Here is a 26,806-nt window from a genome sequence, read left to right as displayed (position 1 = left end):
TTCCTTCTCCCTAGAGTGCAGCTTTGCTGCGTTGCGTTTGGATGCGTGACGGATCGGCGCGGCGCTTATGGGATAAGCACGCCGCGGCCATGAACCTTGCCGTGATGGAGGTCGAGCAGCGCCTGATTGGCGTCCTTGAGGCGGTATTCTGCGGTCGACAGCAGCACCTTACCTTGGTCAGCCAGCGCCATCAGCTCGACCAGTTCGGGATAGGTCCCGACCAGATTACCGATGATGCGCTTCTCGGACGTGATCATGTCGATGGTCGGAATTTCCAGCTTCCCGCCATAGCCGACGATGTAATAAGCGCCGTCATTGCGCGTCATCGCCAGCCCTTCGGCGATGGCGCTGCCCTCTCCGACAAAATCGACGACGGCTTCGGCGCCGTGCCCGCCGGTAATCGCCAGTACCTGCTCGACCTGATCGCCAGTGGCTTTCACGGTGAAATCAGCGCCGCATTTGCCGGCCAGTTCCAGGGCAGCATCGGAGCGGTCGACCGCAATGATACGTGCCGCGCACATCGCCCGCAGCACCTGCACGCCGATATGGCCCAGCCCGCCAACGCCGATGACAACGACATATTGGCCGGGCAGCAGATGGGCCGCTGCCTTCTTGCAGGCGCGATAGGCGGTCAGGCCGGCATCGGTGTAGGGGGCGACGTCTTTCGGCGCCAGCGTTTTGGGCAACTTGATCAGCGACCGCTGCCCGGTCTTGAGAAACTCGGCATAGCCGCCATTCACATTCACCCCCGGGAATTCGCTCTCCTCAGCATGCATGTCATTGCCGCGCCTGCAGGCCAGGCAATGGCCGCTGGTGACCAGCGGGTGGCAGATGACCGGATCGCCGATTTTGAACCCGGTGACGGCCGGCCCGATTTCCTCAATCCAGCCGGCGTTCTCGTGCCCCATGATATAGGGCAGTTGCACGTCGGAATTGTTTCTCCACAGCCCTTCGATGATGTGGAGATCGGTGCGGCATACGCCGGCTCCGCCGATGCGAACGATCACATCGTTCGGACCTTCGATGCGCGGATCGGGCACATCCTCATAGACAACAAACTGGCTCTTCTCGAGCTTCTCATCGAATTCATGAAGCACTGCCGCCTTCATGAGGGACCTCCTGGTGTTCAACAGACCTGCGTAGCTGCACCAAGCATCGCAAGCGCCGTGCCAGTTGCACGCCGGAGACAAATCTTCATTCAGTGCCAAGGATTTACTGCCCCACTCGCACCGGATCGGGCACTAGCCGGATTGCTCAAATTTCGCGTTACCGCGGTTCGACTGTTCAAAAAATGAACACTCGAACAGAGCTATTTCCGTATGTTTTACAAGATCTTGAGCGTGGTGTAGGCTCGATTTTATCACACTGGCTCAGACCGGCGGATACAGCCTGGAGGAGAAGGGATGCTCTCACGCTCGGAGCGCCTCAAGCGCGCACGGATCACCTTGCTGCATGGAGGCACGATCAACCCGCACCTGATCGCGCCCCATATTTCAGATAGCTGGAACCGCTGCCTTGAGCTCGGGCTTGACCCGATGGGAACCGCCCACAATGCCCAACTCACGGCGCGTGAACTGCGAGAACAGAGGGATGAGGATGCGTTGCTGCATCGCTTTGCTGCGTCCCAGATGCAGGCGCTGTATCAGCAGATCGCCGGCAGCAACTTCATGATTGCCTTCGGCAACGCCCAGGGAACCGTCCTCGAAACCGTCTCGGATGGCGAGTTTCGCAACAGCAAGGCCGGCAAGGCAATCCTGCCCGGCTCGGTCTGGCTGGAAGAGTTGCGCGGCACCAACGCCATGGGCACTGCAGCCGCCATCCGGCAGCCCTTGATCGTGCATGGCGAGGAGCATTTTTTCCACACCCATTCCGACGTGAGCTGCTTTGCCGCTCCGGTGTTCCACTCAGACGGCGAACTGGCCGGTGTACTCGACGCGTCCTCAGATTGTCGGGCCCGGAACGCGCATACGCTGGTGCTGATGCAGATGGCGGCGACGCATATCGAGAACAGCCTGTTCCTGCGCCAGCAGGAGGAGCATCTGGTCCTGCTGTTCCACTCCCGCTTCGAGCTGCTGAATTCGGTCAGCGGCGGGCTCATGTCGTTCGATTCCGATGGTCACCTGCAGGCGATAAACCAGCGCGGCCGGAGCCTGCTCTCCGGACTGAACATTCGTCCCGGCACGGCCTTCGAGGCGATCTTCGACACCAGCTTCGCCAGCGCCGTCAGCCATTTGGCCGATAGCCCGACGCCAAGCCTGCGCGACCTGTTCGGCAGCCAATATGCCGTGCAATCCCCCGGGCGTTTGATAACGGAAGGCCGCACTCGCCAGTCGAGGGCCAGCACCGTGCTGGAGCCAGTCGCCGTGGCGGTGACCGGGTTTGTCGCCGACGACCCGGCGCTGCAGGCCGAGTTGGTCAAGGTGCAGCGGGCGGTGCGCCGCAAGCCGCCATTCCTCATTCTAGGCGAGAGTGGCACCGGCAAGGAGATCATCGCGCGGCATATCCACGCCACCAGCGGGCGCGTCGGGGCCTTCGTGCCGGTGAACTGCGGCGCGCTGCCCGAACAATTGTTCGAAGCCGAACTGTTCGGCTATGCCCAAGGCGCCTTTACCGGCGCGCGCAAGGAAGGCGCGACCGGCCTGGCCCGTGCCGCTGACCGCGGCACCCTGTTTCTCGACGAAATAGGCGACCTGCCGATACCGAGCCAGGTCGCATTGCTGCGTTTTCTCGATCAGTTCGAAGTCAGGCCGGTCGGCGGCACCGCGACGCAAAAAGTCGATGTCCAGGTCGTCGCCGCCACCAATGTCGATCTTGCCGCCGCCATAGCCGACAAGCGTTTCCGCTCCGACCTCTACTACCGGCTTGGCGTAGTCCAACTCAATCTGCCGCCATTGCGGGAGCGCCGCGACTTCGCCAAGGTGACACGGTTCATACTGCACGAACTTGACCCGACCCTGGCGATAACCGAGAGCGCCGTGGACCGTCTGGCGCATCATGAATGGCCCGGCAATATGCGGGAGCTGCGGTCAGCATTGTTCCAGCTCAGCTTGCTGGTGGCCGAGAACCCGATCGATGCGGATCATGTAGTCCAAGCCTTGGGCCATGAAAGTGCCCACGGACCCGAACGTGCCTCGGTTGGACTACGCGGTCTTATTACCCGTCAGATCAACGACCTGATGCGGAGCAACGGCAACAATGTCAGTGACACCGCCAAAGTTCTCGGGGTTTCTCGGAATACCGTTTATAAGTATATGCGCCATCGACGTCTCAATTAAAATCGTCCTGCCGCACGTCGAAATGGTCATGGGCGATCTACAGTTCAGCCTGTGCAGATTCGTACATGGTTCACTGCGGGACTTACACAAATGGCAGGCGTGCGGCCAAGACCCGCTGGGGCGCACATGTCGCTTGGCGATGACCGCTATTGGGAACCGGCATTGGGGCAATAAATGTCCGAAATGGTGAAGGGTTTGGGATGCCTCTTGGCGTCGCAAAGCCACCCATGCAGGAGCCCGCGGTCCGCACGCTTTGCGCTATGGGTTTTGCTGTTTTGGTGCGGTCGGGTGGGTGCGAAGAGCAGAGGCGTATGGCGTTGCGAGCCCACCAATTAGACGTCGACCGGGCTGCGTTCGAGCATTTGCAGTGACGGTGATGACGCTATCGGCGTGCATGACGGCGGTCGCTGCGACGCTGGGCGCGAACCATCCCATCGGCCGGTGACGTGCCGCGGCCGTTTGAACAAGTTGGTCATGCCGGGTCATGGACGGTCTCCCGGTTCGAAGGCTTGGCCGCAGGTGGTGCGCGGGGCCGGCACCAGGACGCGAAGGTCTGGATGATCACCATTGTGCCACCACAGCATGGGCATGGTGGACGTTGATCGAGAGGTCCTTCGTCCGCCGGTTCTTCCGGTGATACCGGCGCGACCGCCAGCAACTCACGGGCCTGGGCGAGGCGGCCCTTGCGCGATGAGCCGGAGAGCAGACCGTAGTGCCGGATGCGGTGGAAGCCATGGGGCAGGACATGGATCAGGAAGCGCCGGATGAACTCGTCCGCAGCAAGGGTCATGCCCTGCTGCCGTTCGGCGCCAGTGCGGCGATAATTCTTGTAACGGAAGGTGACGCCGGCCCCGTCGAACTGGACGAGGCGGCTGTTCGAGATGGCGACGCGATGGGTATAGCGCGAGAGATAGGCGAGCACCGCCTCTGGCCCGGCGAAGGGCGCCTTGGCGTAAACCACCCAACGCTTTTTCCGGGCTGGCGCGAGGTGACGCAGGAAGGCACGGCGCTCGCTGAGCCCCGCCATCTTGCCGAAGAAGGCGAGCCGGCCAGCATCGTGGAGTTCGAGCAGCCGGGTCAGGAACAGACGGCGGAACAATGCGCCGAGCACCCGCACCGGCAGCAGGAAGGCCGGCCGCGATGAGATCCATCGACCATCCGGCCCAATGCCGCCACCCGGCACGATCATATGGATATGGGGATGGTGGGTCATGGCCGAACCCCAGGTGTGGAGCACGGCAGTGATGCCGATGCGGGCGCCCAGGTGTTTTGGATCGGCCGCGATCGTCAGCATGGTCTGCGATGCCGCCTTGAACAGCAGGTCGTAGACCAGCGCCTTGTTGTGGAAGGCAATGTCGGCGATCTCGGCCGGCAGCGTGAAGACGACGTGGAAGTAGCCGACCGGCAGCAGGTTGGCCTCTTGCGCCTGCAGCCAGGTGCGCGCGGCAGCGCCCTGGCACCGGGGACAATGCCGGTTACGACAGGAGTTGTAGGCGATGCGCTGATGCCCGCAGTCCGTGCAGGCCTCAACGTGGCCGCCGAGAGCCGCGGTGCGACAGGTCTCGATTGCCGACATGACCTTGAGTTGGTCCAGGCTCAGATGCCTGGCATGGGCGATCCGATAGGCAGGCCCGGCCACTCGGAAAATATCGGCGACCTCGATAGCGGGGCGCATGAGCTCAACAGGGCGGCGGCTTGTCTGCCATCAGTGCCATCAGCCGGTCGAGTGGTCCGGCGACCGCGTGGATCGTGCGGGTCGAGACCTTGGTGTAGAGCGCAGTGGTCTCGAGCTTGCTGTGCCCGAGCAGAACCTGGATGACGCGGATATCGACGTCCTGCTCGAGCAGATGGGTGGCAAAGCTGTGCCGCAAGGTGTGCGGGCTGACCCGCTTGCGGATGCCCGCGACCTCCGCCGCCTCCTGCACCGCACGATGCAGTTGCCGCGACGAGATCGGATCGATGCAGGAGCGGCCCGGGAATAGCCAGCCATGGGGCAGCATCACACCCCGCCGCTTCCCCTCGCGCCACCACAGGCGCAGCAGCTCCAGCAGCTGAGGCGAAAGCATGGCATTGCGGTCCTTGCGCCCTTTGCCCTGTTCGACCCGGATCAGCATGCGGGTGCTGTCGATATCATCGACCTTGAGGTGAGCGACCTCGGACACGCGCAACCCCGCGCCATAGGCGACACCGAGCGCAGCCTTGTACTTGATGGTTGGCACCGCCGCGAGCAGCCGCCCCGCCTCCTCGATGCTGAGCACATCGGGCAGCTTGCGTTGATAGCGGGTGATCACAAGCACACGGGCCAGGTCCCGCCGCTTCAACGTCACCTCGAACAGGAAACGCAGGGCCGACACCGCGCCGTTGATGGTGGAGGGGCTGACGCCGTGCTCATGCTGGTGGAGCTGGAAACTGCGGACATCATCGGTGGTGGCAGTATCGGGTGCGCGGCCAAGAAACCCAGCAAAGCGACAAACGTGCCGGATATAGTCCTGCTGGGTATGCGAGCCTAGCCCGCGCATCAGCATATCCTGCTGCATGCGTTGACGGAGCGGCGTGGTCGGAGCAGTGATCAGAGAGTTGGACATCGGGAGTTCCTCTGGTTGAAGGAACTCCATGGTCAGATCAGCTGCGTCTCGACCCCAAGCCTATAATGAAACTGCAAACGCGCCGCAGGCACCCTCCCGCGAAGCGGGTTCGTGCATGGGGCGCTTGTTTGCCACGCTCTCCTCGACGCTAAGCATTTGGCCGCCTCCCATAACCGGCGGCCTTGCTTCATCCCGATCGGCGCGTTCTGATATCAGTCTCCCATCCGCGATTGGGCATTGCGACCATCAGGAGAAAACTTCGTGAAATTCATCGAGAACGGCCCGGATATTCCTGATGACCTTCTGGTGGCTCGGGACGAAGGAAGAGTGCTGTTCTTCTGCGGTGCGGGGGTGTCCCTCGCTTTTGCCGGTCTGTCGGATTTTCTGAAGTTGGCTGGGGACGTGATCGATGACCTGGGCTCAATGACGGGAAGCCCGGCTCGGCGCCTCCACGCCGCCGCCAACACAAAGCTCCCCTCCGGGGAGAAGCCATTCGTCCCGGTCGATCGCATGTTCACCTTGCTCGATCTGGAGTTCGACCCGCAGGATGTGCGCGACTCGGTGGCGCGGGTACTGAAGCCGCAGAGCAATGTGGAGCTGCATGGCCACAAGGCGCTCATCGACCTCTCCCGTGGATCAGATGGCCGCCCCAGACTGGTCACCACGAACTTCGACCGACTGTTCGAAGCGTGCAATCCTGCGCTGACGAGCTGGGGGCCTGACAATCTGCCGGTCCCTGAGCGACCGGCTGACTTCGAGGGTATCATCCACATCCACGGACGAGTGGACGAAGACTATGACGCGATGTCCGAACCTGTCGTCCTTTCCAGCAGCGAGTTCGGCAGGGCCTATCTTTCGGATGGATGGGCCACGCATTACATCCGCCGCCTAATGGACCGGTTCAAGATCGTCTTCGTCGGGTATTCCGCGGACGACCCTCCGGTCCAGTACCTCCTCGAGGCCCTTCGCGAGGAGCAATCGCCCGTCGAGAACATTTATGCCTTCCAGCACGGCGACGAGCAGCACGCGAACGAGCAGTGGCTGCAGAAAGGCGTCGTGCCGGTGGCGTTCGGCGACGACTACTCCAATCTCTGGGATACCCTCATGGCGTGGTCAGAGCGGGCCGCCGATCCGGATGCCTGGTTCCAGCGCACGGTCGTGGAAGCCAGCGCCGGCCCATCAATAAGTTCGCCTATCTTCAGGGGGCGCATCGCGCACCTGGCCTCGACCCTGGTCGGGATGAACAAGGTGATCGCCAGCGATCCTCCCATGCCTTCCACTTGGCTGTACGTGCTCGACCCGCAAGTTCGCTACCTCGACCCGGCGCCGGTCAAACGACGAGACCCGACCAGCGATGAGTTCGACCCGTTCCAACATCTCGGCCTTGATCGCGACGAGGCGCCTCCACCCGTGGATCCGGACGATCATTTCGAGCGGCGGAAGGTTCCGTCTGGCGCGTGGACCGCGTTCGAACCGACCCCGCGCGACGTGAAATCGGCAACCGTCAAGGATGTCGGAAGCATCTTCGGCGAATCGTCGCCGCTTCCGCGCACATGGAGGCTGATGCTGTTCATCGTGCGGCGGATGGACGAGGCGCCTACTCTCTGGTGGGCGGCCGGCCTGCGATCGGCGCATCCGCAGTTGATCCAGCAACTGGAGCATGAGCTTCGGTATCGTCTAAGGGATAGCGGCAGCGTGCTGCTTCCATACTGGCGGTACCTTATCACTCAATGGCGCAGGCCCCCGGTGGAGGCGACACAAGCGGCGATCGAGATAGCTCACAGAGCTGCAGGTGGCTGGACTGCTTCATTGGTCCGCGAGGCGATCGAACTCGCCAGGCCCAGGGTCAAGGTCGAAAGAATGTTCCGCGTTGCCCCGCCAATGACGGTCGATGCCGACCCGACCGAGTTCATGAACTTGGACGTCGAGTACGCGGATCTCCATCAGGACTTCAAGTTCGACGATGCCCACCTGCCATTGGCGGTGTCGTTGTGGCGTAGCCTTCTGGTCGAAGCCGAGTAGCTGGAGACCGACATCGGTGCATGGCTCAGCATCGACACCACGCGTCCTGATGATGGCGAGCGTTTGGGCGGCGGATACGGTCTGACGGGTCCCGTGGTCAAGTTCACCCATCTGGTCGAAGCCTTGGAGGCCGCGAATCCCGCTGCTGCTGCCCAGGAGGTCCAAGCCTGGAATGGGCAGGATGGCCTCGTCTTCGAACGTCTTCGGATATGGGCAGCCGGTCGCCCGTTGCTCACGACGATCGATCAAGCCCAAGCTTTGTTCGCGGGCATGGACGACGAGACCTTCTGGTCCTACCGACATGAACGGGACCTCCTGTTCGCGATCCGGGATCGCTGGGCCGAACTGCCCGATACCGGGCGGCGGGCGATCGAAGCGAGGATACTCAGATCGCCGATCCCCTACCTGGCCGACCATGCGCCGACAGAGGCGGAGGAGCGAGCCGCGGTTCACAGGTTGAACGCGATCCATTGGTTCACCCGACAGGGCATCGCATTCGGCTTCGACGTCGCGAAGGAGCGGGCCCGGTTGCTCGAAGCAGCTCCATCGTGGCAGGAGCGATGGGCCGATCACACGGCTCAACCACAAGTAGGGAAGGTCCGGTCGATAACGACCGACACCGATCCAGCAAGCATTCTCGACGTCCCTGTCAATAAGCTGCTGCCCATCGAGGTGCCGGAGGAAGGCTTCCGGGACTTCAAGGAGCAGGACCCGTTCGCAGGCTACGCCCTGGAAAGGCCGGCGCATTCGGTCCTAGCGCTCCACAGTGCGATGCGGCGCGGCGTCGAGACGGCCTGGCACTATTGGTCGACGTTCTTGAGGACGACCGCCAAGCAGAAGACCTCGGCGCGGCTCGATACGGTGGTGGTGAGATTGGTCGGCAGTCTTCCATCGGACGAGATCGCAAAGCTTTGGTATCCGCTCGTGGAATGGTTGACCGAGCGCGGCCCGAGGTTCGAGAACGGCGAGGGCGGCGAGTTCGACGCGATATGGGATCTCGTTGTTGCCGCCGCCGCCCTGCATCCTTCCGGTTACAAGCAGAAGCCTGGTCGCGACTGGTCCTTCGAGTCCCTGAATTCCGTGATCGGAAGGCTGGTGCTCGCGCTGCTCGAACTGCCGCTCCCTGACGGCAGCCACGCTGTACCTGCGGCGTGGCTCGAACGGTTGGACAAGGTCTTGGCTTTGCCCGGCGACCACGCCCGACATGCCCTTCACCTGGTCGCTCAGCGAACTCCATGGTTCCAGTTCCATGAGCCCGCGTGGACCGAAGACCGCGTCTTGGCCAAAGCAATCGTAGATGGTCCAGATGCCGAAGCATTCTGGTCCGGCTTTGCCAGGATGGTCAGGGTGCCTCCTCCGGATCTCGTTGCCCAGCTCAAGGCTCCGATGCTCGCCCGAGTGGGGCGTGGTGGCAGGGAAGAGAGCAACCTGATCGGCTACCTCTTGAGCGCGTGGGCATCCGAGGGACCCCGGCAGATCGTGTTCGACGCCGAACTGCGCGATGCACTGGTGCTCGGTGGGGACGACGTGCGTCGAACGATGCTTCGTTTCGTGAGCGATTGGGCCGAGGACAACGATCGATGGCGGGCGCTCGTTATGCCCTTCATCACCAAGGTGTGGCCCAAGCAGCGGACCTTGAGGAAGCCTCAGATGTCGTCGGCGCTCATTCGCTTCGCGTCGTCCGTCCCTCAACAATTCGCGGGAGTCATGCAAGCCGTGATGCCGGGCCTGGTGCCTCTGTCGATCGGGCACAACCTGCACCTCGACTGCGAGGTCGCCGATCTCGACGTTGTTGGAATCGCCGCGTTGGTGACGGCGCTGCAAAGGCTGTTGCCCTCGGAGCGCGGGGACTGGCCATATGAGGGCAAGAGGTTGGTGGACGCGATTGTCACCACCGGCGCCGCCCAAGGCCCCGAGTTGGACGAGTTGTCCCGACGCGCGGCCGAGCGCGACTTTTGATCAATTCCGGTTCCCGATGACGTCCTGGTTCGTGCCGGCCACCCCTTCGATAGACGAGAATGCACCCGATGAATTGCTGTGGATAGAGATCGCGACCGGTGGCCATTTCGAGCCTGGCACATACCCGCTCGACGCTGCCCGCCAGGTCACCATGGCGACGGCCGGCGAGCCCGGCGGCATGGGGCCCATGGATGGCGTGTTGCTTAAGTACGACGAGCGTAAGCTGATGTTCAACTTTGAGGAGAAGCAGTGGATGCCGGCAAAGCCTTGCCCCTTTTGAAGAGACTAAAATTGGCTCAGACCCCAACGCGATGTCTTCAGGCCGGCGGCCGACGACTGCTTCAGGAAAGAGCGACAGTGCTCCGAACGGCAGGAATGGGCCGCTTCGCCGACGACGCGCTGAGGAGTGTCAGCGAAGGCGCCGAGCGTCAGATTTCAGTAGCTTCGGATAGCGAGAGAGCGTCGTCGACGTCCACGCCGAGGTACCGAACGGTGTTCTCGATTTTGCTATGGCCCAGCAGGATTTGGATTGCTCGCAAGTTGCCGGTGGCCTTGTAGATGAGCGAGGCTTTGGTTCGGCGCATTGAGTGAGTGCCGTACTCCTCGGGCGTCAGGCCGATGGCTGTTACCCACTCATCGACAAGCCTCGCATACTGACGCGTGCTGAGATGGCCGTTTGCTGCGATACGGCTCGGAAAGACGAAGTCGTCAACCGTGCCGCCTCGACGCTCTAGCCAGGCGAGCAGGCTAGCCCTGGTATCAGCGGTGATCTCGAACTGGACCGGCCGTCCGGTCTTTTGTTGGACCACCATTGATCGAGTGCGGATCGTGGGCCCGGCGACTAGTGTGCCGATCTTGATCTTTACCAGATCGCACCCGCGAAGCTTGCTATCGATGGCGAGGTCAAACAATGCCCGGTCCCTCATTCGACCTTCTCGGTCGAGGAAGAAGCGGATCGACCATATCTGTCGGACTTTCAGCGCACGCTTGGCGCCAACCTGCCTGCCGGCATTCCAGGCCGGCCTTCCCGCAGCGGCGGGATCATACTGTGAGATACCCATTACATTTCTCCTGTGGCCTAAGCGGCCGTTGGAGGAACGATTGTGGCAGTGTCTAAGATGGCAAGTGCCGACCCCATTGTCGCCGTTCGGAGCGCCGCGTTCGGCGCCCGAAACCTGCCGTTCATTCACTTCCACCCGACGGCAAAGTCGGGGCCGTCTGCTGAAGAGGTCATCAGGGAAATCAAGCGGCTCTTCAAGATTGAAAAGAACCCACCCACTGTTACCCGCGCCGAAGGTCGCCTCACGCGGCGCGGTGGCTTCTTGAAGAGTACGGCCTCGTCACCGACGACTATCACCGCACACAATGGGTGTGGTTCGCTGTGACCTTCACCGCAATCTGGCGCAATTTCTCCAGCGCTAAGTGGCGGATTGCGGGCGAGATCTCGAAGAAAAGTAGAACGGACGTTCGAGCGTGATGCCGCGAAAGTCTGGTCTGAGCCCAAAGTGACGAATGCTGCACGATGGGCGAATGTCGATTACCGACCTCACTACGCCAGCGTGCGCGTCATCTCACGGATCAGATCATTTGTCTCTGGTCTCGTCGTTTGGTGCCGATATCGAAGGGCCAAAACAGTTCTTGACATTTCAAGGCCATCGATGGGTTTCGACACCAGGCCCATGTCCGAAGGAATAGCGGTGGCTGGCAGGATCACCGCACCTGACCCTTGCCGAGCAAGTTCAACTAACCAATCCACGCGATTTGACCGATAGGCCGCGTAGAGTTCGTGACCATGATCCGCGCATGTCCCATGCAAAACATCCCGCATTTCGCAATTTAGGCGGTCAAGCATGTCAGTTTTAGCAAGAGCCGAAAGAGAGATCGCATTTAGTTCAGCCAACGGATGCGACTTTGACACCACGACCTTGTAGTCCTCTTCATAGAGATGGTCTATACGATAGAGGTCTTCACTGACCTTCTCTGCGGTGACTACAACGTCAAATTCACCATCTCGTAACCCGGCAAGAAGCTCGGAGGTTGACGCAACGATCAATTCGATTTCGGCTTGCGGCAATCGCGTACGAGTACGCTCCATAGCTGCCGAAATCCTGTTGTGGCCAATCGTTTCGCCGACACCGACAGAGATTGGAACCCGCTCCAAGCGCATATGACGGACCGCCTCTGCCTTAGCCTGTCGCGTCTCATCGTGAACCTTCTGCAACCTTGGCTGCATGAGTTTACCGAGGGACGTAGGCCTGCATCCCGCACGGTCCCTGACAAACAGGTCACCTCCAAGCTCGTCTTCAAGTTTCTTGATCGCAGTCGTCAAGGAAGGTTGGGAGACATTGGAGGCACTGGCTGCGTGGGTGAAGTTTCGGTGCTCGCAGACGGCGAGAAAATACCTGATCTGGTTCATTTCCATCGCCACATTCTCCGTCACATCTCATTTCAGGCCATCAAAACAAGTTCGATAGTCCACGTCTATCAAAGAATAGAATTTCGGAATTGGAGCCCGGCGCACCCAGCATGGGACAAGAGTGCATCGAAACCAAACACGATGCACTTTAAATCAGGAGACGACCATGAAAGCGCAAATCCTTCAGACATTCGCCGCACTGGCTCTGTTCACAACTTCTGCAACTGCACAGGACAACGCAATGGAAAATCATACTGCCAGCTACATCGCCATGCCCGCCGCCGAAGGCCAGACCGGAGCCTTCGCGGAGTTTCTGGCAGGTGCCGCACCTATCGTGCGGGAAACAGAGACGGGAACTGTACTTTGGTTTGCTCTGCAAGCCGACGATATGCTCGCAATCTTTGACATCTTCGCAGATGAAGAAGCACGCGACGCTCACTTCTCAGGAGCGGTTGCTGCGGCTTTGAAGCAAAACGCCGACGCGCTGGTCGACGGAGGATGGGACGACGGTGTTGTCGCCAATATCAACAACTCCGATGTCCTGTCGGTAAAGGCGCCGGTTGATCTCTACACGGCAACGACCGCAACTTACATCAAGCTCGAAGCTGCTCCAGGTAAAGGCCCCGAATTGGCAGCCTTGCTGACCGCCGCCGGCCCCATCGTCGCAGAAACTGAACCCAAGACATTGTTCTGGGCGGCGCTGCAGATTGACGGGAACAACTTCGCCATCTTCGACATCTTTGCCGACAACTCTGGCCGCGAAGCGCACTTTGCCGGACAAGTCGCCGGACTCCTGAATGAAAAGGCTTCAGAATTGATCTCAGGTGGATGGGACGACGGTGTGGTGGCAAACGTCCACAATTTCGAAATCCTCGCTACCAAGTAATCTCGAGGTGACTTGAGAAAGAAGTGCCCGGTGCAATCCATCGGGCGCTTTGCTGTTTGAATTTAGATTCACGCCAAAGCGGCCGTGCCGGAACTGGCAAGCGAAGCTCGCACTCGCCTCCGGCTTGGAAAGGGCGGCTATCGGCGGGAACATGTCCGCGCCTTCGCCCAACACGCCGAGATCGGGACGACGCGATCTACATCGAGGGCAGCAAAAAACACCCTATTGAGGACGCCGGTAGCCACCAAAGGAGGAAAGTCGGCGGGAATCGGCGTTCCCGGTTTTTACCAAAGTGGCGGACGACATCGCCGATGGCACAACCCAGGTCGAGACCCTTAACCCCGACGCCCGGTTGACCGTGACCAAGGACGCCTCGGGGGTCAAAGTCAGCTCGTCCAACACCGCCAATGTCGTCATGGCGGACGTGGCCGCCGACAATGGGGTCATTCACGTCATCGATGCCGTTCTGCTGCCTTGACGGCTCTGTAGCGTCAGGTTTTGGAGCGGGACATTACAGTCCCGCTCTTTTCGTGCTGGCGCTCAGCCCGGATAGCGGCGCCGGATTCACGCCTCCAGCTGCGTCCGGCGGGCGTGTTCCTCGTCGGTGAATACCCGCGAGCGGGTGAGAAAGCGCCGTTCGGTGCCGTTGTCGAGGCTGAACATGCCGCCGCGGCCGGGGATTGCATCGATGATCAGCTGGGTATGCTGCCAATATTCGAACTGGCTGGGCGACATGTAGAAGGGCGCGCCGCCGATATTGCCCATCAGCACGTCGCGGTCGCCAACGATGAAGTCGCCCTGCGGATAGCACATGGGCGAGGAGCCGTCGCAACAGCCGCCCGACTGATGGAACATCACCTTGCCGTGCCGGCTTTCGATCTGCGCGATCAACTCCAGCGCCGCCGGCGTAGCCACGACGCGCGCAACATAATCGGTCATTTTTCTCCTCCACGGCGTTGCCCCGGTGAGCCACCAAGCATGGGAGATTGGGGATTGGAGCCGGAGCCCACCGGAGCGACCTGAACCGGCGGGGCAGCCTGGCCGCCCCGCCGAAAACGACACTGCTCAGAAAAACCCGAGCTTCTTGGGGGAGTAGGACACCAGCATGTTCTTGGTCTGCTGGTAGTGATCGAGCATCATGCGGTGGTTTTCACGCCCGATGCCGGACTGCTTGTAGCCGCCAAAGGCCGCATGGGCCGGATAGGCGTGGTAGCAATTGGTCCAGACACGGCCGGCCTTGATGCCGCGGCCGAAGCGATAGGCACGATTGGCATCGCGCGTCCACACGCCGGCGCCCAGGCCGTAGAGCGTGTCATTGGCGATTTCGAGCGCCTCCGCATCGTCCTTGAAGGTGGTGACCGAAACCACCGGCCCGAAGATTTCCTCCTGGAAGATGCGCATCTTGTTGGTGCCGGCGAACACGGTCGGCTTGACGTAATAGCCGCCGGCCAGCTCGCCTTCGAGGTTGCTGCGCTCGCCGCCGGTCAGCACCTTGGCGCCTTCCTGCTTGCCGATATCGAGATAGGAGAGGATCTTTTCCAGCTGTTCGGAAGACGCCTGCGCCCCGATCATGGTGCTCATTTCGAAGGGCGAACCCTGCTTGATGGCCTCGACGCGCTTGATCGCCCGCTCCATGAAGCGGTCATAGACGCTTTCCTGGATCAGGGCGCGGCTGGGACAGGTGCACACTTCACCCTGGTTGAGGGCAAACATGGCAAAGCCTTCCAGCGCCTTGTCGAAGAAGTCGTCATCCTCTGCCAGCACGTCCTTGAAGAAGATGTTGGGCGACTTGCCGCCCAGCTCGAGCGTCACCGGAATGAGGTTCTGGCTGGCATATTGCATGATCAGCCGGCCGGTCGTGGTTTCCCCGGTGAAGGCGATCTTGGCGATGCGGTTGGACGAGGCCAGCGGCTTGCCCGCCTCGAGCCCGAAGCCATTGACGATGTTGAGCACGCCCGGGGGCAGGATGTCCTGGATCAGCTCGGCCAGGAACAGGATCGAGGCCGGCGTCTGCTCGGCCGGCTTGAGCACCACGGCATTGCCGGCCGCCAGCGCCGGAGCCAGCTTCCATACGGCCATGAGGATGGGGAAGTTCCACGGAATGATCTGCCCGACCACGCCCAGCGGCTCGTGGAAATGATAGGCGACCGTGTCATTGTCGATTTCGGAAATGCCGCCTTCCTGCGCGCGGATGGCACCGGCGAAATAGCGGAAATGATCGATGGCCAGCGGCAGATCGGCCGCGGTCGTCTCGCGGATCGGCTTGCCGTTGTCCCATGTCTCGGCCAGCGCCAGCTCGTCCAGATGCTCTTCCATCCGGTCGGCAATGCGATTGAGCATGACCGCGCGCTGCGCCACCGAGGTCCTGCCCCAGGCCGGCGCCGCCTTGTGCGCCGCGTCCAGCGCCCGCTCGATATCGGCCGCCTTGGAGCGGGCGACCTTGCAGATCACCTGCCCGGTGACCGGCGAGGTATTGTCGAAGGTCTCGCCATCGAGGGCGTCGACCCATTCTCCCCCGATATAATTGCCGTATTTCGCCTTGTACGGAGACTTGGTCCGCTGGCCGACAAATTCAGGCTTGTTCATGGCATCCTCCCATTTTTGGATGCCAATGCCATTGCAACCCTCATGCCAGAACTGGCCAAGTCATTGGCAGTAAGAGACAATAATCAGTGAAGCCGCCACCGCTGGACGTCGCCTCGGTTTGAGTGCAACACTTTGCCACAACCCATAAGGATGGCGGCGCAACATCTGTTGCACAATGCCACAACTGGGGAGGGGATGGATGATGAGCGCTGTATCCGACGCGGCCCTTGCGACGGCCCGCCAACGCTATTTTTCCGGCCACGAATTGCCCGAGGGCCTGGTCCCGGCGCCGATCCTGCGGTCCTGGCAACGCTGTGTCGAACAGGGCCTGGATGTGGCCGACACGCTCCATGCCGAGCCGATGACGCCCGGCGAGCTGCGCGAATTGCAACAGCGCAATGAAGGCCTGCGGCTGCTGTCGCGCCCCGAACTGGTGACGTTGCGCGCCCAGGCGCGGCTGACCGACAGCGTGGTCATTCTCACCGATGCCGATGGCCTCGTGCTCGATACGGCGGGCAGCGCCGAGTTCGCCGGCCAGGCGGCCCGAGTAGCCCTGCGCCCCGGCGTCGCCTGGACCGAGACCTCCACGGGCACCAATGCCATCGGCACGGCCATGGCCGAGCGCCGGGCCATAGAGGTGCGTGGGGGCGAGCATTTTTTCGAGCCGCACAGTATCCTCAACTGCGCCGCCTGCCCCATCGTCGATCCCTTCGGCAAACTGGCCGGCGTGCTCGACATTTCCGGCCATGCCTCGCTCCAGCCCACCCATGCGCTGGGGCTGGTGCGGCTGGCGGTGGAGCAGATCGAACACCGTTTCTTCGCCCGCGACTTCGACGGCATGACCGTAGTGCGCTTCCATCGCAGCGCCGACCTGCTGGGCACCGCGCGCGAGGGCATCCTGGTCTTCGACGGGCCAACGCTGGTGGCGGGCAATCGCCGCGCGCTGCATCTGGTCGGGCTCGACCGCAAGGCGCTGCGCAAGGCCACACAGGAAGAGATTTTCGAGCATGCGGCGCTTGCCGTCGAGCAGGGTGAATTGCGCGCCCGCAATGGCGAACGGTTCTTTGCCGCCGTCTCGGCACCCCTGCCGGCGCCGCCGCGGGCCATCGGCACCCTGCCCCGCCAGCCCCGGCCCGCGCCGAAAGGGCCTTTCCTCACCGCCCAGACCCGCGCCGACCTGGCCCGGGCCATTCGTCTGGTCAACGCCGAGATCCCGCTGCTGATCGCCGGCGAGACCGGCGCCGGCAAGGAGGTCTTCGCCCGCCATCTGGCCGGGCTGACCCAGCGCGCCGGCAAGCCTTTCATCGCCATCAACTGCGCCGCTCTGCCCGAAAGCCTGATCGAGGCAGAACTGTTCGGCTATGAGGCCGGCGCCTTTACCGGCGCCAACAAGGCCGGCACCCGTGGCCTCGTGCAGCAGGCCGAGGGCGGCATCCTGTTTCTCGACGAAATCGGCGACATGCCGCTGCCGCTGCAATCGCGGCTGCTGCGAGTGCTGCAGGACAAGGAAGTGGCCCCCTTGGGCGGCGGCGCGCGGCAAAAGGCCGATTTCGTGCCGATCTGCGCCACCAATCGCGACCTGAAAGCCATGATCGAAGCCGGCACCTTCCGCGCCGACCTCTATTTCCGCATCGCCCAGTTTACTGTCACCCTGCCCAATCTGGACGCCCTGGCGGACCGAACCATCGTGGTCAGAACCCTCTGGGCCCAGCATGCCAGCCAGCACGCCGCCCTGCCCGACGCGGTCGTGGCGCAACTCGCCGCCTGTTCCTGGCCGGGCAACTTCCGTGAGCTGGTCGGCACCTTGCGCACACTGGCCGCGCTGCACGATCCGGGTGAAACCATCACCCTGGTGCCACTGCCCACCCCGCCCGGCCCCATGGCACCGCCAGCCAATGGCGCGCCGACCGATCTGGGCGCGCTGACCGATCTGGGCGCGCTGACCGAAGCCGCCATGCGCCGCGCCGTCGACCAACACAACGGCAATCTGTCGGCCGCAGCGCGCGCCCTGGGCATCGACCGCTCGACGCTCTATCGCCGCCTGCTCTGGAAGCAGGCCCGACCGGACAGCCGGGGTTCGGGCGGCGCTCCAATTTAGCCGGACGTCCTGCCTTGGGTGAACTTCCGGTTTTACCCCATCGAGCGGCCCCACCGAGCCGCAATCAGCACCGAAAATGCTTATCCAGGGTCATGACCACGGCCTGGGCGCCCGGCATGAAGTGCAGATCGGTCTTGCCGTGCAGGTCCCTTCTGATCGCCTCCACGATAGCCTCGGGCTCCACGTCTTCAATGCAGAACCGGGTGCCGGGCCGGTCGACCATGTCGGCCACGGCAAGCCCATAGCCGTAGCAGACGCCAAGCCACATCAGGTCCTGTGCGCCGCAGATGCGGAACAGGCCCGCAGCACTCATTCCTCTTTCCGGCGCATAGGAACCGACAGGGATAAGGCCGATAGCGAGCGCAAGCAGGGCTGATGTCAGCACGATATCTTTTCTCTCAAAACCACCAGTCCCGCAGGCCGGGATCGTCCGGGCGAACGCCACGCGCGCGGATCGGCGCCGAGGCGCAGCAGCCTGCCCGATTTGCCGTTCCAGTCCATGGTGTTTTCAATTGCCCATTGGCTGCATCGTGCCGCCGCCCCCGCCGCCCACATTCGGCATCATGCCGCCGCCGGGGGGCATGATGGGCAGGCCGGCATAGGACCAGGCTTCCAGCCCCCCGCGATACCACAGCACGTTGCGATAGCCCAGATTGGCCGCGCGCAGGGCGGCATTGTAGGACATCCAGCATTGGGTGGAGGCGCAATAGAACACCAGCATGGCGTCCTGTCGGCCGCCGGTCACCTGCTGCAGGAACTGGCCGAACCCCTGCTGGGTCTGGTCCTGGAAGCTGCCGGGCTGGGCGGCGTTGACCGCCGGGATCGCCCCCGGCAGGGCCTGATCGCCCCCCAGCACGTCGAACAGCAGATAGGGCTGGCTGTTGCCCATCACCAGCTGGAACAGTTCGGCGGTGGTGGTGACACGGGCGCCGGGGATGGAGCTGGGCGTGGGGCCATGCATGGCCCCGTCGTGCAACTGCTGGGTGGGCTGGACGCCATAGTCCTGCAATTCGAGCTGCGCCATCTGCTGAAGCTGCTGGATCAGCATGGCGTTGGGATCGGGCTGCTGGGTTCCTACAAAGCCCGGATTGGGTGTGTTGATACCAAAGCCGGGATTGGCATTGGGGGGCGTTCCGCCCCCCGTGCCCAGCCCGCCCGGATTGAATTGGGGCGGGATGGTGGCGCCGCCGAAGCCGCCCTGGTTGTTGGGGACGGGCATCATGCCGCCCCCGCCAAAGGCCGGATTGGGCATGCTGCCGGGGGCCTGCCCGCCGCCGCCGAAGCCGCCCTGATTGGCCGGCATCTGGCCAAAGCCGTTCTGGGCCAGCGCCGGCAGGCTCGCCGCCAGGGACAGGGCCAGGGAAAGAGAAAGGCAAAGGGCCGTCTTCATCGCAAAAATCCTCCTCGTCAGGGCGCGGCCTGCAATTGCCGGCCATCCATGTTGAATGTTCTGTTGGGGTCAAAGCCGGCATCGTTGGTCAAGAAATAGCTGCCATCGGCCAATTGCCAGGCGTTGCGGTAATTGTAGTCGAGCTGCACCGGCTGGCCGGACGTGTCGAGATAGGTCTCCACCCCCCGCACCGCTTCCATGGTCTCGCGATGCGTCCGATCCTGGATGGCCATGCGCTCATTGTAGCCATTGATGATCATCGCGCCGATTTCCGCGTTGGTCTGGCGGCGGATGTCGGCGCGCTCGGCAATGCCGCGGGCATTCTGCCCGTCGATGACGGCCCGGTGCTTGAGGATGAAATCGGACCATTCGCCGGTGGGCAGGAAGGATTTGCGGATCGCTTCGCCGGCGACGAGGTCGAGATGGCCGGCCGGCGCCCAGACGACGAAGCTCCATTCGCTGGCCCCGCTCAGAATGGTCTGGGCCGGCGGGAGAGCCGGCATGGGCAGGCCGGGAAACAACGAGGGGTCGATCATCAGCCCCGACGCCGCCGGATCGAGCACGGACCGGCTGAACCAGCCGCTGCCCAGGATGGCGCCGCGCATCTCCTGCCCGCCCGAACCGGTAAAGGCGAACATGGCCTCGCCCGCGTCGAGCCAGCTTTGCATGGAAATGCCCGGCGCGCTGACGCCGAGCCCGGCCAGTTCGAGCGGCACCGCCTGCCCGCCCGCCACATCGGGGCGACGACGGAAATCGATCATGCGCGCGCCCGGCCAGATCGCCTGCGCCTCATGGCCCAGCAGCTCCTCCAGCGAGCCGAGCGGGGTCTGCCGGCACGGGCTGAACTCACCGCGCCCCCAGCCCAGGCCGGGGAAAAAGCCCATGCCGAACAAGCCATCGGGCGACTGCGCCGTCCAGTTGATATTGTAGCCGTAGCTGTTGCAGGGATCGCCCCAGCTCAGCCCGCCCTCGCTTCGCCAGCCCGCCGGAATGAAACCGCGCAGCGCCGCCATGTCCGCATGCATCAGCACCACCGGCGACACACGCAGCCCCTCTCCCTGCCCCATAACCGGCGGAGCCAGCAGCGCCCCCAGCAGGGCACTCGCGAGCACCAGACACGCTCGACCCACGGTAAGCGCCTTCCAGCAGGGCGCCGTCCGCTTCGGCTTGATATCGGCCGCGGCGCGAGCGGCAGGAAAATGCCTCATGACGCTCATCCCGCCGTTACCTCGATGAAGTTCCGATGCACCCAGCCGGACTTGCATGGTCCCGTATAAAGCCTTGCAGGGACGATCGGGCTGCTCACGCCGCATTCGCGGCCGCCGCCATAGACGATGCCCATCCATGCGCCCGCGCTGGTGCACACAAAGATCGCATCCCCATTATGCAGCTGGTCGATTTTGGCGTGACCGATGCCCGGCCCCGCGCGAACCGCGAGAAAACCATCGCCCGCCGCCTTGAGCCCGACCACCACGCCATTCGAGGCACAGCCATCCAGGTCATCGCCGCCCAGCGTCAGATACTGCGCCCGGGCCGGCGCGACGAACAGCACAGCCAGCACGACGAGAACAGCCATCGCACCGATGCATCCGCCCCCGCCCCGTTTACCGCCATCATCTGCCATAGCGATCCTTCCGGCCCTCCAGCGCTTTCCCTGCCCATGGGGCTTCTGTTAATCTATCGGCGGGCTATGTCCGGACAAATTGGACATATGCGGACATGGCGGGGCAAAAGCGGGCATTGGCGCATGGCGGATCCTGATGGCGCGGAAGACAAGGCAAATCGCCCCCTGACGGGCTGGAAAGCCATAGCCGGCTATTTCGGCAAGGATGAGCGCACCGTACGCCGCTGGGCGGCGACGCGCGATCTGCCGGTCCATCGGGTGAAGGGCGAGAGGAGCAGTTCGGTCTTTGCCTATGCGGCCGACCTCAACCGCTGGCTGGTCAGCCACGGCCATGGGGTGGAGACCCCACCCGTCGGGCCTGCTCCCCGCAGGCCGTTCCCAAACCGCTGGCTTGCCGCCCTGGGCGCGATCTGCGTCGTGCTGGGCCTTGCCGGAGCCCTTGGCTGGCGCCTGCTGCAGCCGGAGGCGCGGGTGCAGCCGGGCGCTGCGGTCTCGAGCGCGGAAAGCCTCTATCTCGACGGTCTCTATCATCTGGAAACGCGCACCGCCGACGGCATTGCCCGCTCGTTGGGCCTGTTCACGCAGACCATTGCCGCCGATCCCGGTTTCGCCCCCGCCTATGTCGGCCTGGCCGACGCCTGGAATCTGGTCAGCCAATACACACCGGCTCGCGCCGAAGAGAGCTACCCCAAGGCGCGCGCCGCCGCCGAGCGCGCCATAGCCCTCGATCCGCAGAACGGCCCCGCTTACGCTGCGCTGGGCTTCAACACCTTCTATCATGGCCGCGACCCACAGGCGGCGATGGCACTGATGGAAAAGTCCATCGCGCTCAGCCCGGCCAATGCGCGAGCCCACCACTGGTACGCGCTGATCGCCATGCAGAACCGCGACTTCGACGTGGCGCTCGACCAGATCGCCATCGCCCAGAGGCTCGATCCGCACGCTCCTTCCATCCTCGCCAACAAGGCGCTGATCCTGTTCCACGCCGGCCAGGTCCAGGCGGCGCTGGACATATTGCACCCGCTCGGCCAGAGCGTGCCGGCACTGCTCTCCCCCCCGGCCTATCTCGCCACCATCTATCTGGCCACCGGGCAGGATAGCGACTTCCTGCGCGCGTACCGGCTGGCGGCCGAGATTTCGGACAACCGGCCAGCCCTGGCGATCGCGACGGCGGCCGAAACCGGCTTTCGCGCGGGAGGCCGCCAGGAAATGCTCAGGCGCATGTTCGCGGAGCAGCAACGCCGCCATGCCCAGAATGGCGAGCCGGCCTTCAAGCTGGCGCTGACAGCCGCCATGATGGGCGATGATGCCGCCGCACTCGACTTCCTCGAGCAGTCCCTCAGACGTGGCGAACCGGACATTGTGGGCATCAGGCTCGAGCCGGCCCTGGCCGGACTGCGCGATGACGCCCGTTACCAGGCTCTGGTTGCCATGGCCGGTTTTTCGCCCGGGGACTGAACCGGCTTTGGCGGGTTTGACGGGGGCCCTGTTCTGCCCGCGTCCGCGCCTTGACGCCACTCTGGATGCGCCTGGCGGGCTGGCTTGCCCTTGGTCGGTCTGAAGGCTAGTTTAGCGGCTCGCTGGAACATCATCGGAGTTCGCTATTTTGACGTATGAATTGGGGACTGGCGCGCAACCGGCACAAAACCAAGCCGTTGGCAAGCCGGTCGAGCTTGGCGTGCTTTCGAACCTGGTGACCACCTATCTGCACCTGGTGCTGACTGCCGCCGAGACCACGCTTGACCGGCGGATGCGCGATCACGTTCTGGGGCCCGGCAAGGGAAAGCTCTCCAGCCTGTCGGTGATCGCGAACAACCCCGGTATCAGCCAGGTCGAACTCGCCAGGCTGTTTGGCAGGAACCGTTCCACGCAGTTCAGAATTATCCGGGACCTCGAGAAGCGGGGCGTCGTCCGAAGCGAGGTGGACCCCACGGAGCGCCGGCGGCACAATATCCACTTGACGCCCCTGGGCGAGCAACTGTCTTCCGAACTCGATGTCATCATCGGCTTGCTCGATGAACAGGTATTTTCGGTCCTGTCGGAGAGCGAGTACAAATCCTTCCTGGAAAGCCTGAAAAAGCTGTGCAGCTTCAACGTCGACGGCTTCGATCAGCTCTGGACCACATCAAACCGGTATTCGCCGCACACCGCCTAGGACGTGCCTGCCGAAAGCGGGCTCCGGCTTGGGGGTAAAGACATTCATAAAAACAAAGGGATAAAGCGCCAGGAGCGAATCTGAAAGATCGCGGCGCGCGACGGTATGCCCGGCAATGCGCCTGGGTTTCCGTACCCTCTATAGATCGATCTTGAGGCGCGGCGTGAACGAGCCGGAGCAGCAGATCGTCATCTCGAGCAATTACGCGTAGCAGGCACCCTGCTAGCAGGTTCGCATGTCCATGACGTCAGATGCTGGAGCAGATGGGCCGGAACGCGCCGCTGCAGCCACGAGCAATGAGAACTCACGCGGGAAAATCGCGACTGATCGGCTATGCCCGCGGCCGGATACGAGACGATCGTCCAGGAGCATGACCCCGGCGAACAGTGCATGTCGACGGGAATGGCACGACTTCCTTCACCCCTGCGGGCGGCAAGTCCTCTGCATCGGCACGTCCGGCCTGGGCCATGCCGAAAGGCACGCAGCTGGGATGCAGTTCGCCGTCGTGGCCACGCTGGGTCAGCGTCTGCAGGTATAGTGGGTTGGCGGTTCAGCCGAAGCGCCCACGCCAGCCTCGTGCTGGGCGCTCTTGAGCAGATTGTCCACGACCGCCGCGCCATCCATGGCGACGGTCTGGTTCATCATTCGGACCGCGGGTCGCAATATATCGGTATCCGCGACATCGAGCGCCTGGCCGAAGCCGGGATCGAACCGTCAGTGGGCAGTGTCGGGGACAGTTACGACAACGCCTGGGCCGATACCATCAACGGCCTCCACAAGGCCGAGGCGATCCACGGGCGCGGGCCTTGGCAAAACATCGAAGCCGTCGAGTTCGCCACCCTCGAATGGGTCGACTGGTGCAATCGCCGACGCCTCCTCGAACCCACCGGAAACATTCCACCAGCGGAAGCTGAGGCAAACTTCTACGCTGCACTGGAACAACCAGGCATGGCCGCATAACTTAATCCAAAAGCCTCCGACTGGCCCGGCGCGGTTCAAAACAGCCTGGATCGGTGACGCTCTCTCCAGAGGCGACTAGCAGGGATCCTATCACTAGGACCCCCGCCACGAACCGCCCAATCCCAGTGGGCCATGGTCTATTGCAGCTTCGCGACCCTCGATTGGCTAGCTGACAATGTTGCCCGGTTCAATGTCCATCATATGCAGCGTCGACGACCGCCTGCACACGCTCGCCGGAGATCAGCGGCAATACATCCAGATCGGCTGGCACGACCCCATTTGCCGAGACGATTTCCACGACAGTCTGCCAGGAGGCTCGATTAAGTGCCCCGGGACGCTGGCCTGCCTCAGGCGTGATGAGGTTAAGGGCTTCCTTATACAGCGCACGGGCCGTGACTTCGTTCTCGCAGGCGACTTCGATGGCGGCGCAGACCTGATCGAAGGCCGCATCGCTGTTCTCTATGGCGAAATACTGCCCCTGCACCCAGCCGGTGGCCAGCGCCTTGGCCGTCTTCAGCCCCTCGTCGGTAGCAAGCACCTGCTCGGTGGTCACCATGCAAGCGCCGGGCACGTTGGAATATTTGCTCGGAGTGATGTCGACCCATTCGATGCCCGAAGCGGCCAGCACGGCGACGTCGGGGAAGCTGGAACTATAGGCCTGCACGGTATCGTTCTGCAGGGCGATCAGCGACTGCGGCCCAGCCGCCCCGATCGGCACCAGCGTAATGGACTGGTTGACCACCAGACCAGCCTCGGCAATCGCGGCCGAGACCAGCTGGCTTTCGCCGCCACCCGGTTCGGTATAGCCCAGCGCACGCCCTTCCAGGCCCGCCATCCCCGTAATGCCGGTATCGGCCCGGGCGACGATGCGATAGACGTTCTTGACCTGATTGCAGAACAGCACGCGGACGTCGTTGCGCTTGTTATAGGCCACGATCGCATCTGCCGCGCCCATCAGCGCGAAATTGGCATTTCCCGCCACGATCTGCTGCGAGAGATAGCCCGACCCATCCGCCACCATGGTGGAGACGTTAATACCTTGCTCGGCAAACAGGCCTGTCTCCCGGGCGACGATCAGCGGCGTGAACGCCAACCCCTCCGGGATCGGTAGCAGCACTTCCACCGGCGTCAGCTCTTGCGCCCCCGCCCCGGCGCTTTGCAGCGCCAGAACGCCGAGCGCCACAGGCGCCAGTATTTTCCTCAGTTTGTTCATGTCTTCCTCCTTGTTGATGCGATGGTTGGAAACGAGGGCGCGCGATCAGTCACGCACCCAGGTGATCAGGTGTTTTTCGATGAGTTCGATCAGGCCGTAGAGCACCAGCCCGATCACCGCCAGGAAGATGACCACAGCGAAGCCCTTGGCGACCTCGAGCTGGAAATTCAGCTCCTTGATCAGCACGCCCAGCCCTTCGGAAGCACCGACGAATTCGCCGACGATCGCCCCGAGCAGCGCCAGGGTCAGCGCCGTCTTGACCCCGGCAAACGCCACCGCCGACGCCCCTGGCAGGGTCAGGCGGAAAAAGGTCTGCATCTTGCTCGCGCCCATCGAGCGGAACAGCGTCTTGGCGTTGTCGTCGACGCCGGCAATGCCGGCGACGGTGTTGATGACGACGGGGAAGAAGCAGATCACTGCTGCCATCACCACCTTTGAGGTGATGCCGAAACCGAACCAGGTCAGGAAAATGGGCGCCAAAGCCACGCGCGGCGTATTCTGGAAGGCGACGACGAGCGGATAAAAGGCGGTGCGGAAGGTACGGAACGTTCCCGTCAACGCGCCGATTATCAGCCCCAGCGACACGCCGATGGCAAAACCCAGCACGGTTTCCTGCAGCGTGATCCAGGTGGCGGCCCAGAAATAGCCGCGGGTCACCAATTCAGCGAAGGCTACCGCGATATCCAGCGGCGAGGGCACCATGATGGGATTGGTCACGCCCAAGCTGCTCAGGGCCTGCCAGATGCCGATGGCGATCGCGGTCACCGCCACAGGCAGGCCGACCCGGTACCAAGTCGAATAGCTCATTTCGCTTATACCTCAAAACCGATGGACAGGGCATCGCGCACCGCATTGCTGATTTTCTGGAACCGGTCGCTGCCAACCATGTCCCGGTGTCGCGGGCGCGGAAGATCGACGGCGATATCGCCGACGATGCGCCCCGGATTGGCCCCCAGGGCGATGATACGGTCGGACATCAAAACGGCCTCGCCGATGCTGTGGGTGACGAGGATCGTCGTCGTGCCCAGCCGGTCCGCCATCTGCGCCACCTCGATATTGAGATATTCGCGCTTGAACTCATCGAGCGCCGAGAACGGCTCGTCCATCAGCATGACACCCGGATCGAGCGCCAGGGCGCGGGCAAGCGCCACGCGCTGCTGCATGCCCCCGGAAAGCTCCCACGAATTGAGCGTCGCGGCATGCGACAAGCCAACCAGCTCGAGCAGGTCCGCCACGCGCTTGGGCGTGTCGGGCCCGCGGCGGCGGGCGATCACGAAGGGCAGCTCGACATTCTTGCTCACATTGAGCCAGGGCATCAGCACTGACTGTTGTAGCATGAAGCCGATATCCTCGCGTCCTTCGCGCGGCGGCTGGCCACCGATGGTGACGGTGCCCTCGTCATAGCCGACCAGCCCCGCGATGATCTTCAGCAAGGTGGATTTCCCGCATCCCGACGGCCCGACAAAAGAGACGAACTCTCCGGCTTCGATCTGAAGGTCGACGTCGCGCAACACCGGCAGCGAGCCCTTGGCGGTCGTGTAGGTTTTTGACACCCCCCGCAATTGGATAGTTTCGCCCTTCACATCAGGGCTATTGGCATAGGTCATTCTGTCACCCGGCTCTCACTGCCGGGTCCT

General features: G+C 62.9%; 24 protein-coding genes and 1 pseudogene. 11 read left to right on the top strand and 14 right to left on the bottom strand.

The features are described from left to right. Nucleotides 1–65: 65 nt before the first annotated feature. Nucleotides 66–1,109 (bottom strand): NAD(P)-dependent alcohol dehydrogenase, encoded by a 1,044-nt coding sequence (locus MIC97_RS21900; RefSeq protein ID WP_239802046.1) that lies wholly within the window; start codon nucleotides 1,107–1,109, stop codon nucleotides 66–68. A 294-nt stretch (nucleotides 1,110–1,403) separates the two neighbouring features. Here MIC97_RS21900 and MIC97_RS21895 point away from each other — a divergent pair, with 294 nt between their 5' ends. Further along, nucleotides 1,404–3,275, top strand: coding sequence for a sigma-54-dependent Fis family transcriptional regulator (locus tag MIC97_RS21895; RefSeq protein ID WP_239802045.1), 1,872 nt, complete (start codon nucleotides 1,404–1,406; stop codon nucleotides 3,273–3,275). Nucleotides 3,276–3,747: 472 nt separating this feature from the next. On the opposite strand, the gene MIC97_RS21890 is transcribed toward MIC97_RS21895, so the two are convergent. Both MIC97_RS21890 and MIC97_RS21885 read right to left on the bottom strand, forming a co-directional pair. Next, a complete protein-coding gene (locus MIC97_RS21890; protein ID WP_239802044.1) occupies nucleotides 3,748–4,950 on the bottom strand; it encodes an IS91 family transposase in 1,203 nt (400 codons plus the stop codon). A gap of 4 nt (nucleotides 4,951–4,954) precedes the next feature. After that, nucleotides 4,955–5,860: a site-specific integrase gene (locus tag MIC97_RS21885; RefSeq protein ID WP_239802043.1), complete on the bottom strand. Its 906-nt coding sequence runs from the start codon at nucleotides 5,858–5,860 to the stop codon at nucleotides 4,955–4,957. Nucleotides 5,861–6,121: 261 nt separating this feature from the next. On the opposite strand from MIC97_RS21885, the gene MIC97_RS21880 reads away from it, so the two are divergent. The 3 genes from MIC97_RS21880 (at nucleotide 6,122) to MIC97_RS21870 (ending at nucleotide 10,121) form a co-directional block, all read left to right on the top strand. Further along, a complete protein-coding gene (locus MIC97_RS21880; protein ID WP_239802042.1) occupies nucleotides 6,122–7,882 on the top strand; it encodes an SIR2 family protein in 1,761 nt (586 codons plus the stop codon). 93 nt (nucleotides 7,883–7,975) lie between these two features. Continuing rightward, nucleotides 7,976–9,841, top strand: a complete 1,866-nt coding sequence (locus MIC97_RS21875; RefSeq protein WP_239802041.1) for a hypothetical protein — start codon at nucleotides 7,976–7,978, stop codon at nucleotides 9,839–9,841. Between the two features lie 16 nt (nucleotides 9,842–9,857). Further along, nucleotides 9,858–10,121 carry a hypothetical protein gene (locus tag MIC97_RS21870; protein WP_239802040.1) on the top strand — a complete coding sequence of 88 codons (264 nt, stop codon included), beginning with the start codon at nucleotides 9,858–9,860 and terminating at the stop codon, nucleotides 10,119–10,121. Nucleotides 10,122–10,269: 148 nt separating this feature from the next. On the opposite strand, the gene MIC97_RS21865 is transcribed toward MIC97_RS21870, so the two are convergent. After that, nucleotides 10,270–10,902 (bottom strand): tyrosine-type recombinase/integrase, encoded by a 633-nt coding sequence (locus MIC97_RS21865; protein WP_239802039.1) that lies wholly within the window; start codon nucleotides 10,900–10,902, stop codon nucleotides 10,270–10,272. A 57-nt stretch (nucleotides 10,903–10,959) separates the two neighbouring features. On the opposite strand from MIC97_RS21865, the gene MIC97_RS21860 reads away from it, so the two are divergent. Beyond that, entirely contained in the window at nucleotides 10,960–11,226 is a 267-nt protein-coding gene (locus MIC97_RS21860) for a hypothetical protein (protein ID WP_239802038.1), read from the top strand. Between the two features lie 164 nt (nucleotides 11,227–11,390). Here the strand turns inward: MIC97_RS21860 and MIC97_RS21855 are convergent, their stop codons facing one another. Next, a complete protein-coding gene (locus MIC97_RS21855; protein ID WP_239802037.1) occupies nucleotides 11,391–12,263 on the bottom strand; it encodes a LysR family transcriptional regulator in 873 nt (290 codons plus the stop codon). A 160-nt stretch (nucleotides 12,264–12,423) separates the two neighbouring features. Here MIC97_RS21855 and MIC97_RS21850 point away from each other — a divergent pair, with 160 nt between their 5' ends. Together MIC97_RS21850 and MIC97_RS21845 are read left to right on the top strand one after the other, a co-directional pair. Further along, nucleotides 12,424–13,143 carry a hypothetical protein gene (locus tag MIC97_RS21850; protein WP_108462684.1) on the top strand — a complete coding sequence of 240 codons (720 nt, stop codon included), beginning with the start codon at nucleotides 12,424–12,426 and terminating at the stop codon, nucleotides 13,141–13,143. 292 nt (nucleotides 13,144–13,435) lie between these two features. Then, entirely contained in the window at nucleotides 13,436–13,621 is a 186-nt protein-coding gene (locus tag MIC97_RS21845) for a fasciclin domain-containing protein (protein ID WP_239802036.1), read from the top strand. Between the two features lie 86 nt (nucleotides 13,622–13,707). On the opposite strand, the gene MIC97_RS21840 is transcribed toward MIC97_RS21845, so the two are convergent. Both MIC97_RS21840 and adh read right to left on the bottom strand, forming a co-directional pair. Next, nucleotides 13,708–14,082 carry a DUF779 domain-containing protein gene (locus MIC97_RS21840; protein ID WP_239802035.1) on the bottom strand — a complete coding sequence of 125 codons (375 nt, stop codon included), beginning with the start codon at nucleotides 14,080–14,082 and terminating at the stop codon, nucleotides 13,708–13,710. A gap of 126 nt (nucleotides 14,083–14,208) precedes the next feature. Then, a complete protein-coding gene (adh, locus tag MIC97_RS21835) occupies nucleotides 14,209–15,729 on the bottom strand; it encodes an aldehyde dehydrogenase (protein ID WP_239802034.1) in 1,521 nt (506 codons plus the stop codon). Nucleotides 15,730–15,928: 199 nt separating this feature from the next. Between adh and MIC97_RS21830 the strand changes: the two genes are divergently transcribed. After that, on the top strand, nucleotides 15,929–17,827 hold the full coding sequence (locus MIC97_RS21830; protein ID WP_239802033.1) for a sigma-54-dependent Fis family transcriptional regulator: 1,899 nt from the start codon (nucleotides 15,929–15,931) through the stop codon (nucleotides 17,825–17,827). A gap of 64 nt (nucleotides 17,828–17,891) precedes the next feature. Here the strand turns inward: MIC97_RS21830 and MIC97_RS21825 are convergent, their stop codons facing one another. The 4 genes from MIC97_RS21825 to MIC97_RS21810 form a co-directional block, all read right to left on the bottom strand. Continuing rightward, on the bottom strand, nucleotides 17,892–18,212 hold the full coding sequence (locus MIC97_RS21825; protein ID WP_239802032.1) for a Rap1a/Tai family immunity protein: 321 nt from the start codon (nucleotides 18,210–18,212) through the stop codon (nucleotides 17,892–17,894). Between the two features lie 123 nt (nucleotides 18,213–18,335). After that, nucleotides 18,336–19,217, bottom strand: coding sequence for a rhodanese-like domain-containing protein (locus tag MIC97_RS21820; RefSeq protein WP_239802031.1), 882 nt, complete (start codon nucleotides 19,215–19,217; stop codon nucleotides 18,336–18,338). 17 nt (nucleotides 19,218–19,234) lie between these two features. Continuing rightward, entirely contained in the window at nucleotides 19,235–20,425 is a 1,191-nt protein-coding gene (locus MIC97_RS21815) for a hypothetical protein (RefSeq protein WP_239802030.1), read from the bottom strand. 5 nt (nucleotides 20,426–20,430) lie between these two features. Continuing rightward, complete coding sequence (locus tag MIC97_RS21810; protein ID WP_239802029.1) at nucleotides 20,431–20,793, bottom strand: integron; 363 nt, start codon at nucleotides 20,791–20,793, stop codon at nucleotides 20,431–20,433. Between the two features lie 171 nt (nucleotides 20,794–20,964). Here MIC97_RS21810 and MIC97_RS21805 point away from each other — a divergent pair, with 171 nt between their 5' ends. From MIC97_RS21805 to MIC97_RS21795, 3 genes and pseudogenes are all read left to right on the top strand, one after another. After that, nucleotides 20,965–22,299, top strand: a complete 1,335-nt coding sequence (locus tag MIC97_RS21805; RefSeq protein WP_239802028.1) for a hypothetical protein — start codon at nucleotides 20,965–20,967, stop codon at nucleotides 22,297–22,299. A 148-nt stretch (nucleotides 22,300–22,447) separates the two neighbouring features. Then, nucleotides 22,448–22,996: a MarR family transcriptional regulator gene (locus tag MIC97_RS21800; RefSeq protein WP_239802027.1), complete on the top strand. Its 549-nt coding sequence runs from the start codon at nucleotides 22,448–22,450 to the stop codon at nucleotides 22,994–22,996. A gap of 534 nt (nucleotides 22,997–23,530) precedes the next feature. Beyond that, nucleotides 23,531–23,956, top strand: a pseudogene (locus MIC97_RS21795) (IS3 family transposase); the annotation flags it as partial. A 187-nt stretch (nucleotides 23,957–24,143) separates the two neighbouring features. Here the strand turns inward: MIC97_RS21795 and MIC97_RS21790 are convergent. Genes MIC97_RS21790 through MIC97_RS21780 form a run of 3 tightly spaced genes read right to left on the bottom strand, consistent with a single transcriptional unit; the run spans nucleotide 24,144 to nucleotide 26,776 of the window. Next, nucleotides 24,144–25,169 carry an ABC transporter substrate-binding protein gene (locus MIC97_RS21790; protein WP_239802026.1) on the bottom strand — a complete coding sequence of 342 codons (1,026 nt, stop codon included), beginning with the start codon at nucleotides 25,167–25,169 and terminating at the stop codon, nucleotides 24,144–24,146. 45 nt (nucleotides 25,170–25,214) lie between these two features. Then, nucleotides 25,215–25,940, bottom strand: coding sequence for an ABC transporter permease (locus MIC97_RS21785; RefSeq protein WP_239802025.1), 726 nt, complete (start codon nucleotides 25,938–25,940; stop codon nucleotides 25,215–25,217). A gap of 41 nt (nucleotides 25,941–25,981) precedes the next feature. Next, entirely contained in the window at nucleotides 25,982–26,776 is a 795-nt protein-coding gene (locus MIC97_RS21780) for an ABC transporter ATP-binding protein (RefSeq protein WP_239802024.1), read from the bottom strand. Nucleotides 26,777–26,806: the final 30 nt, after the last annotated feature.

Origin of the sequence: Aquamicrobium sp. NLF2-7 (genome assembly GCF_022359935.1) — a bacterium.
Lineage (GTDB): Bacteria > Pseudomonadota > Alphaproteobacteria > Rhizobiales > Rhizobiaceae > Mesorhizobium > Mesorhizobium lusatiense.
Note: the sequence above shows the minus strand (reverse complement) of the source record. Positions and strands in the feature narration are given on the sequence as shown.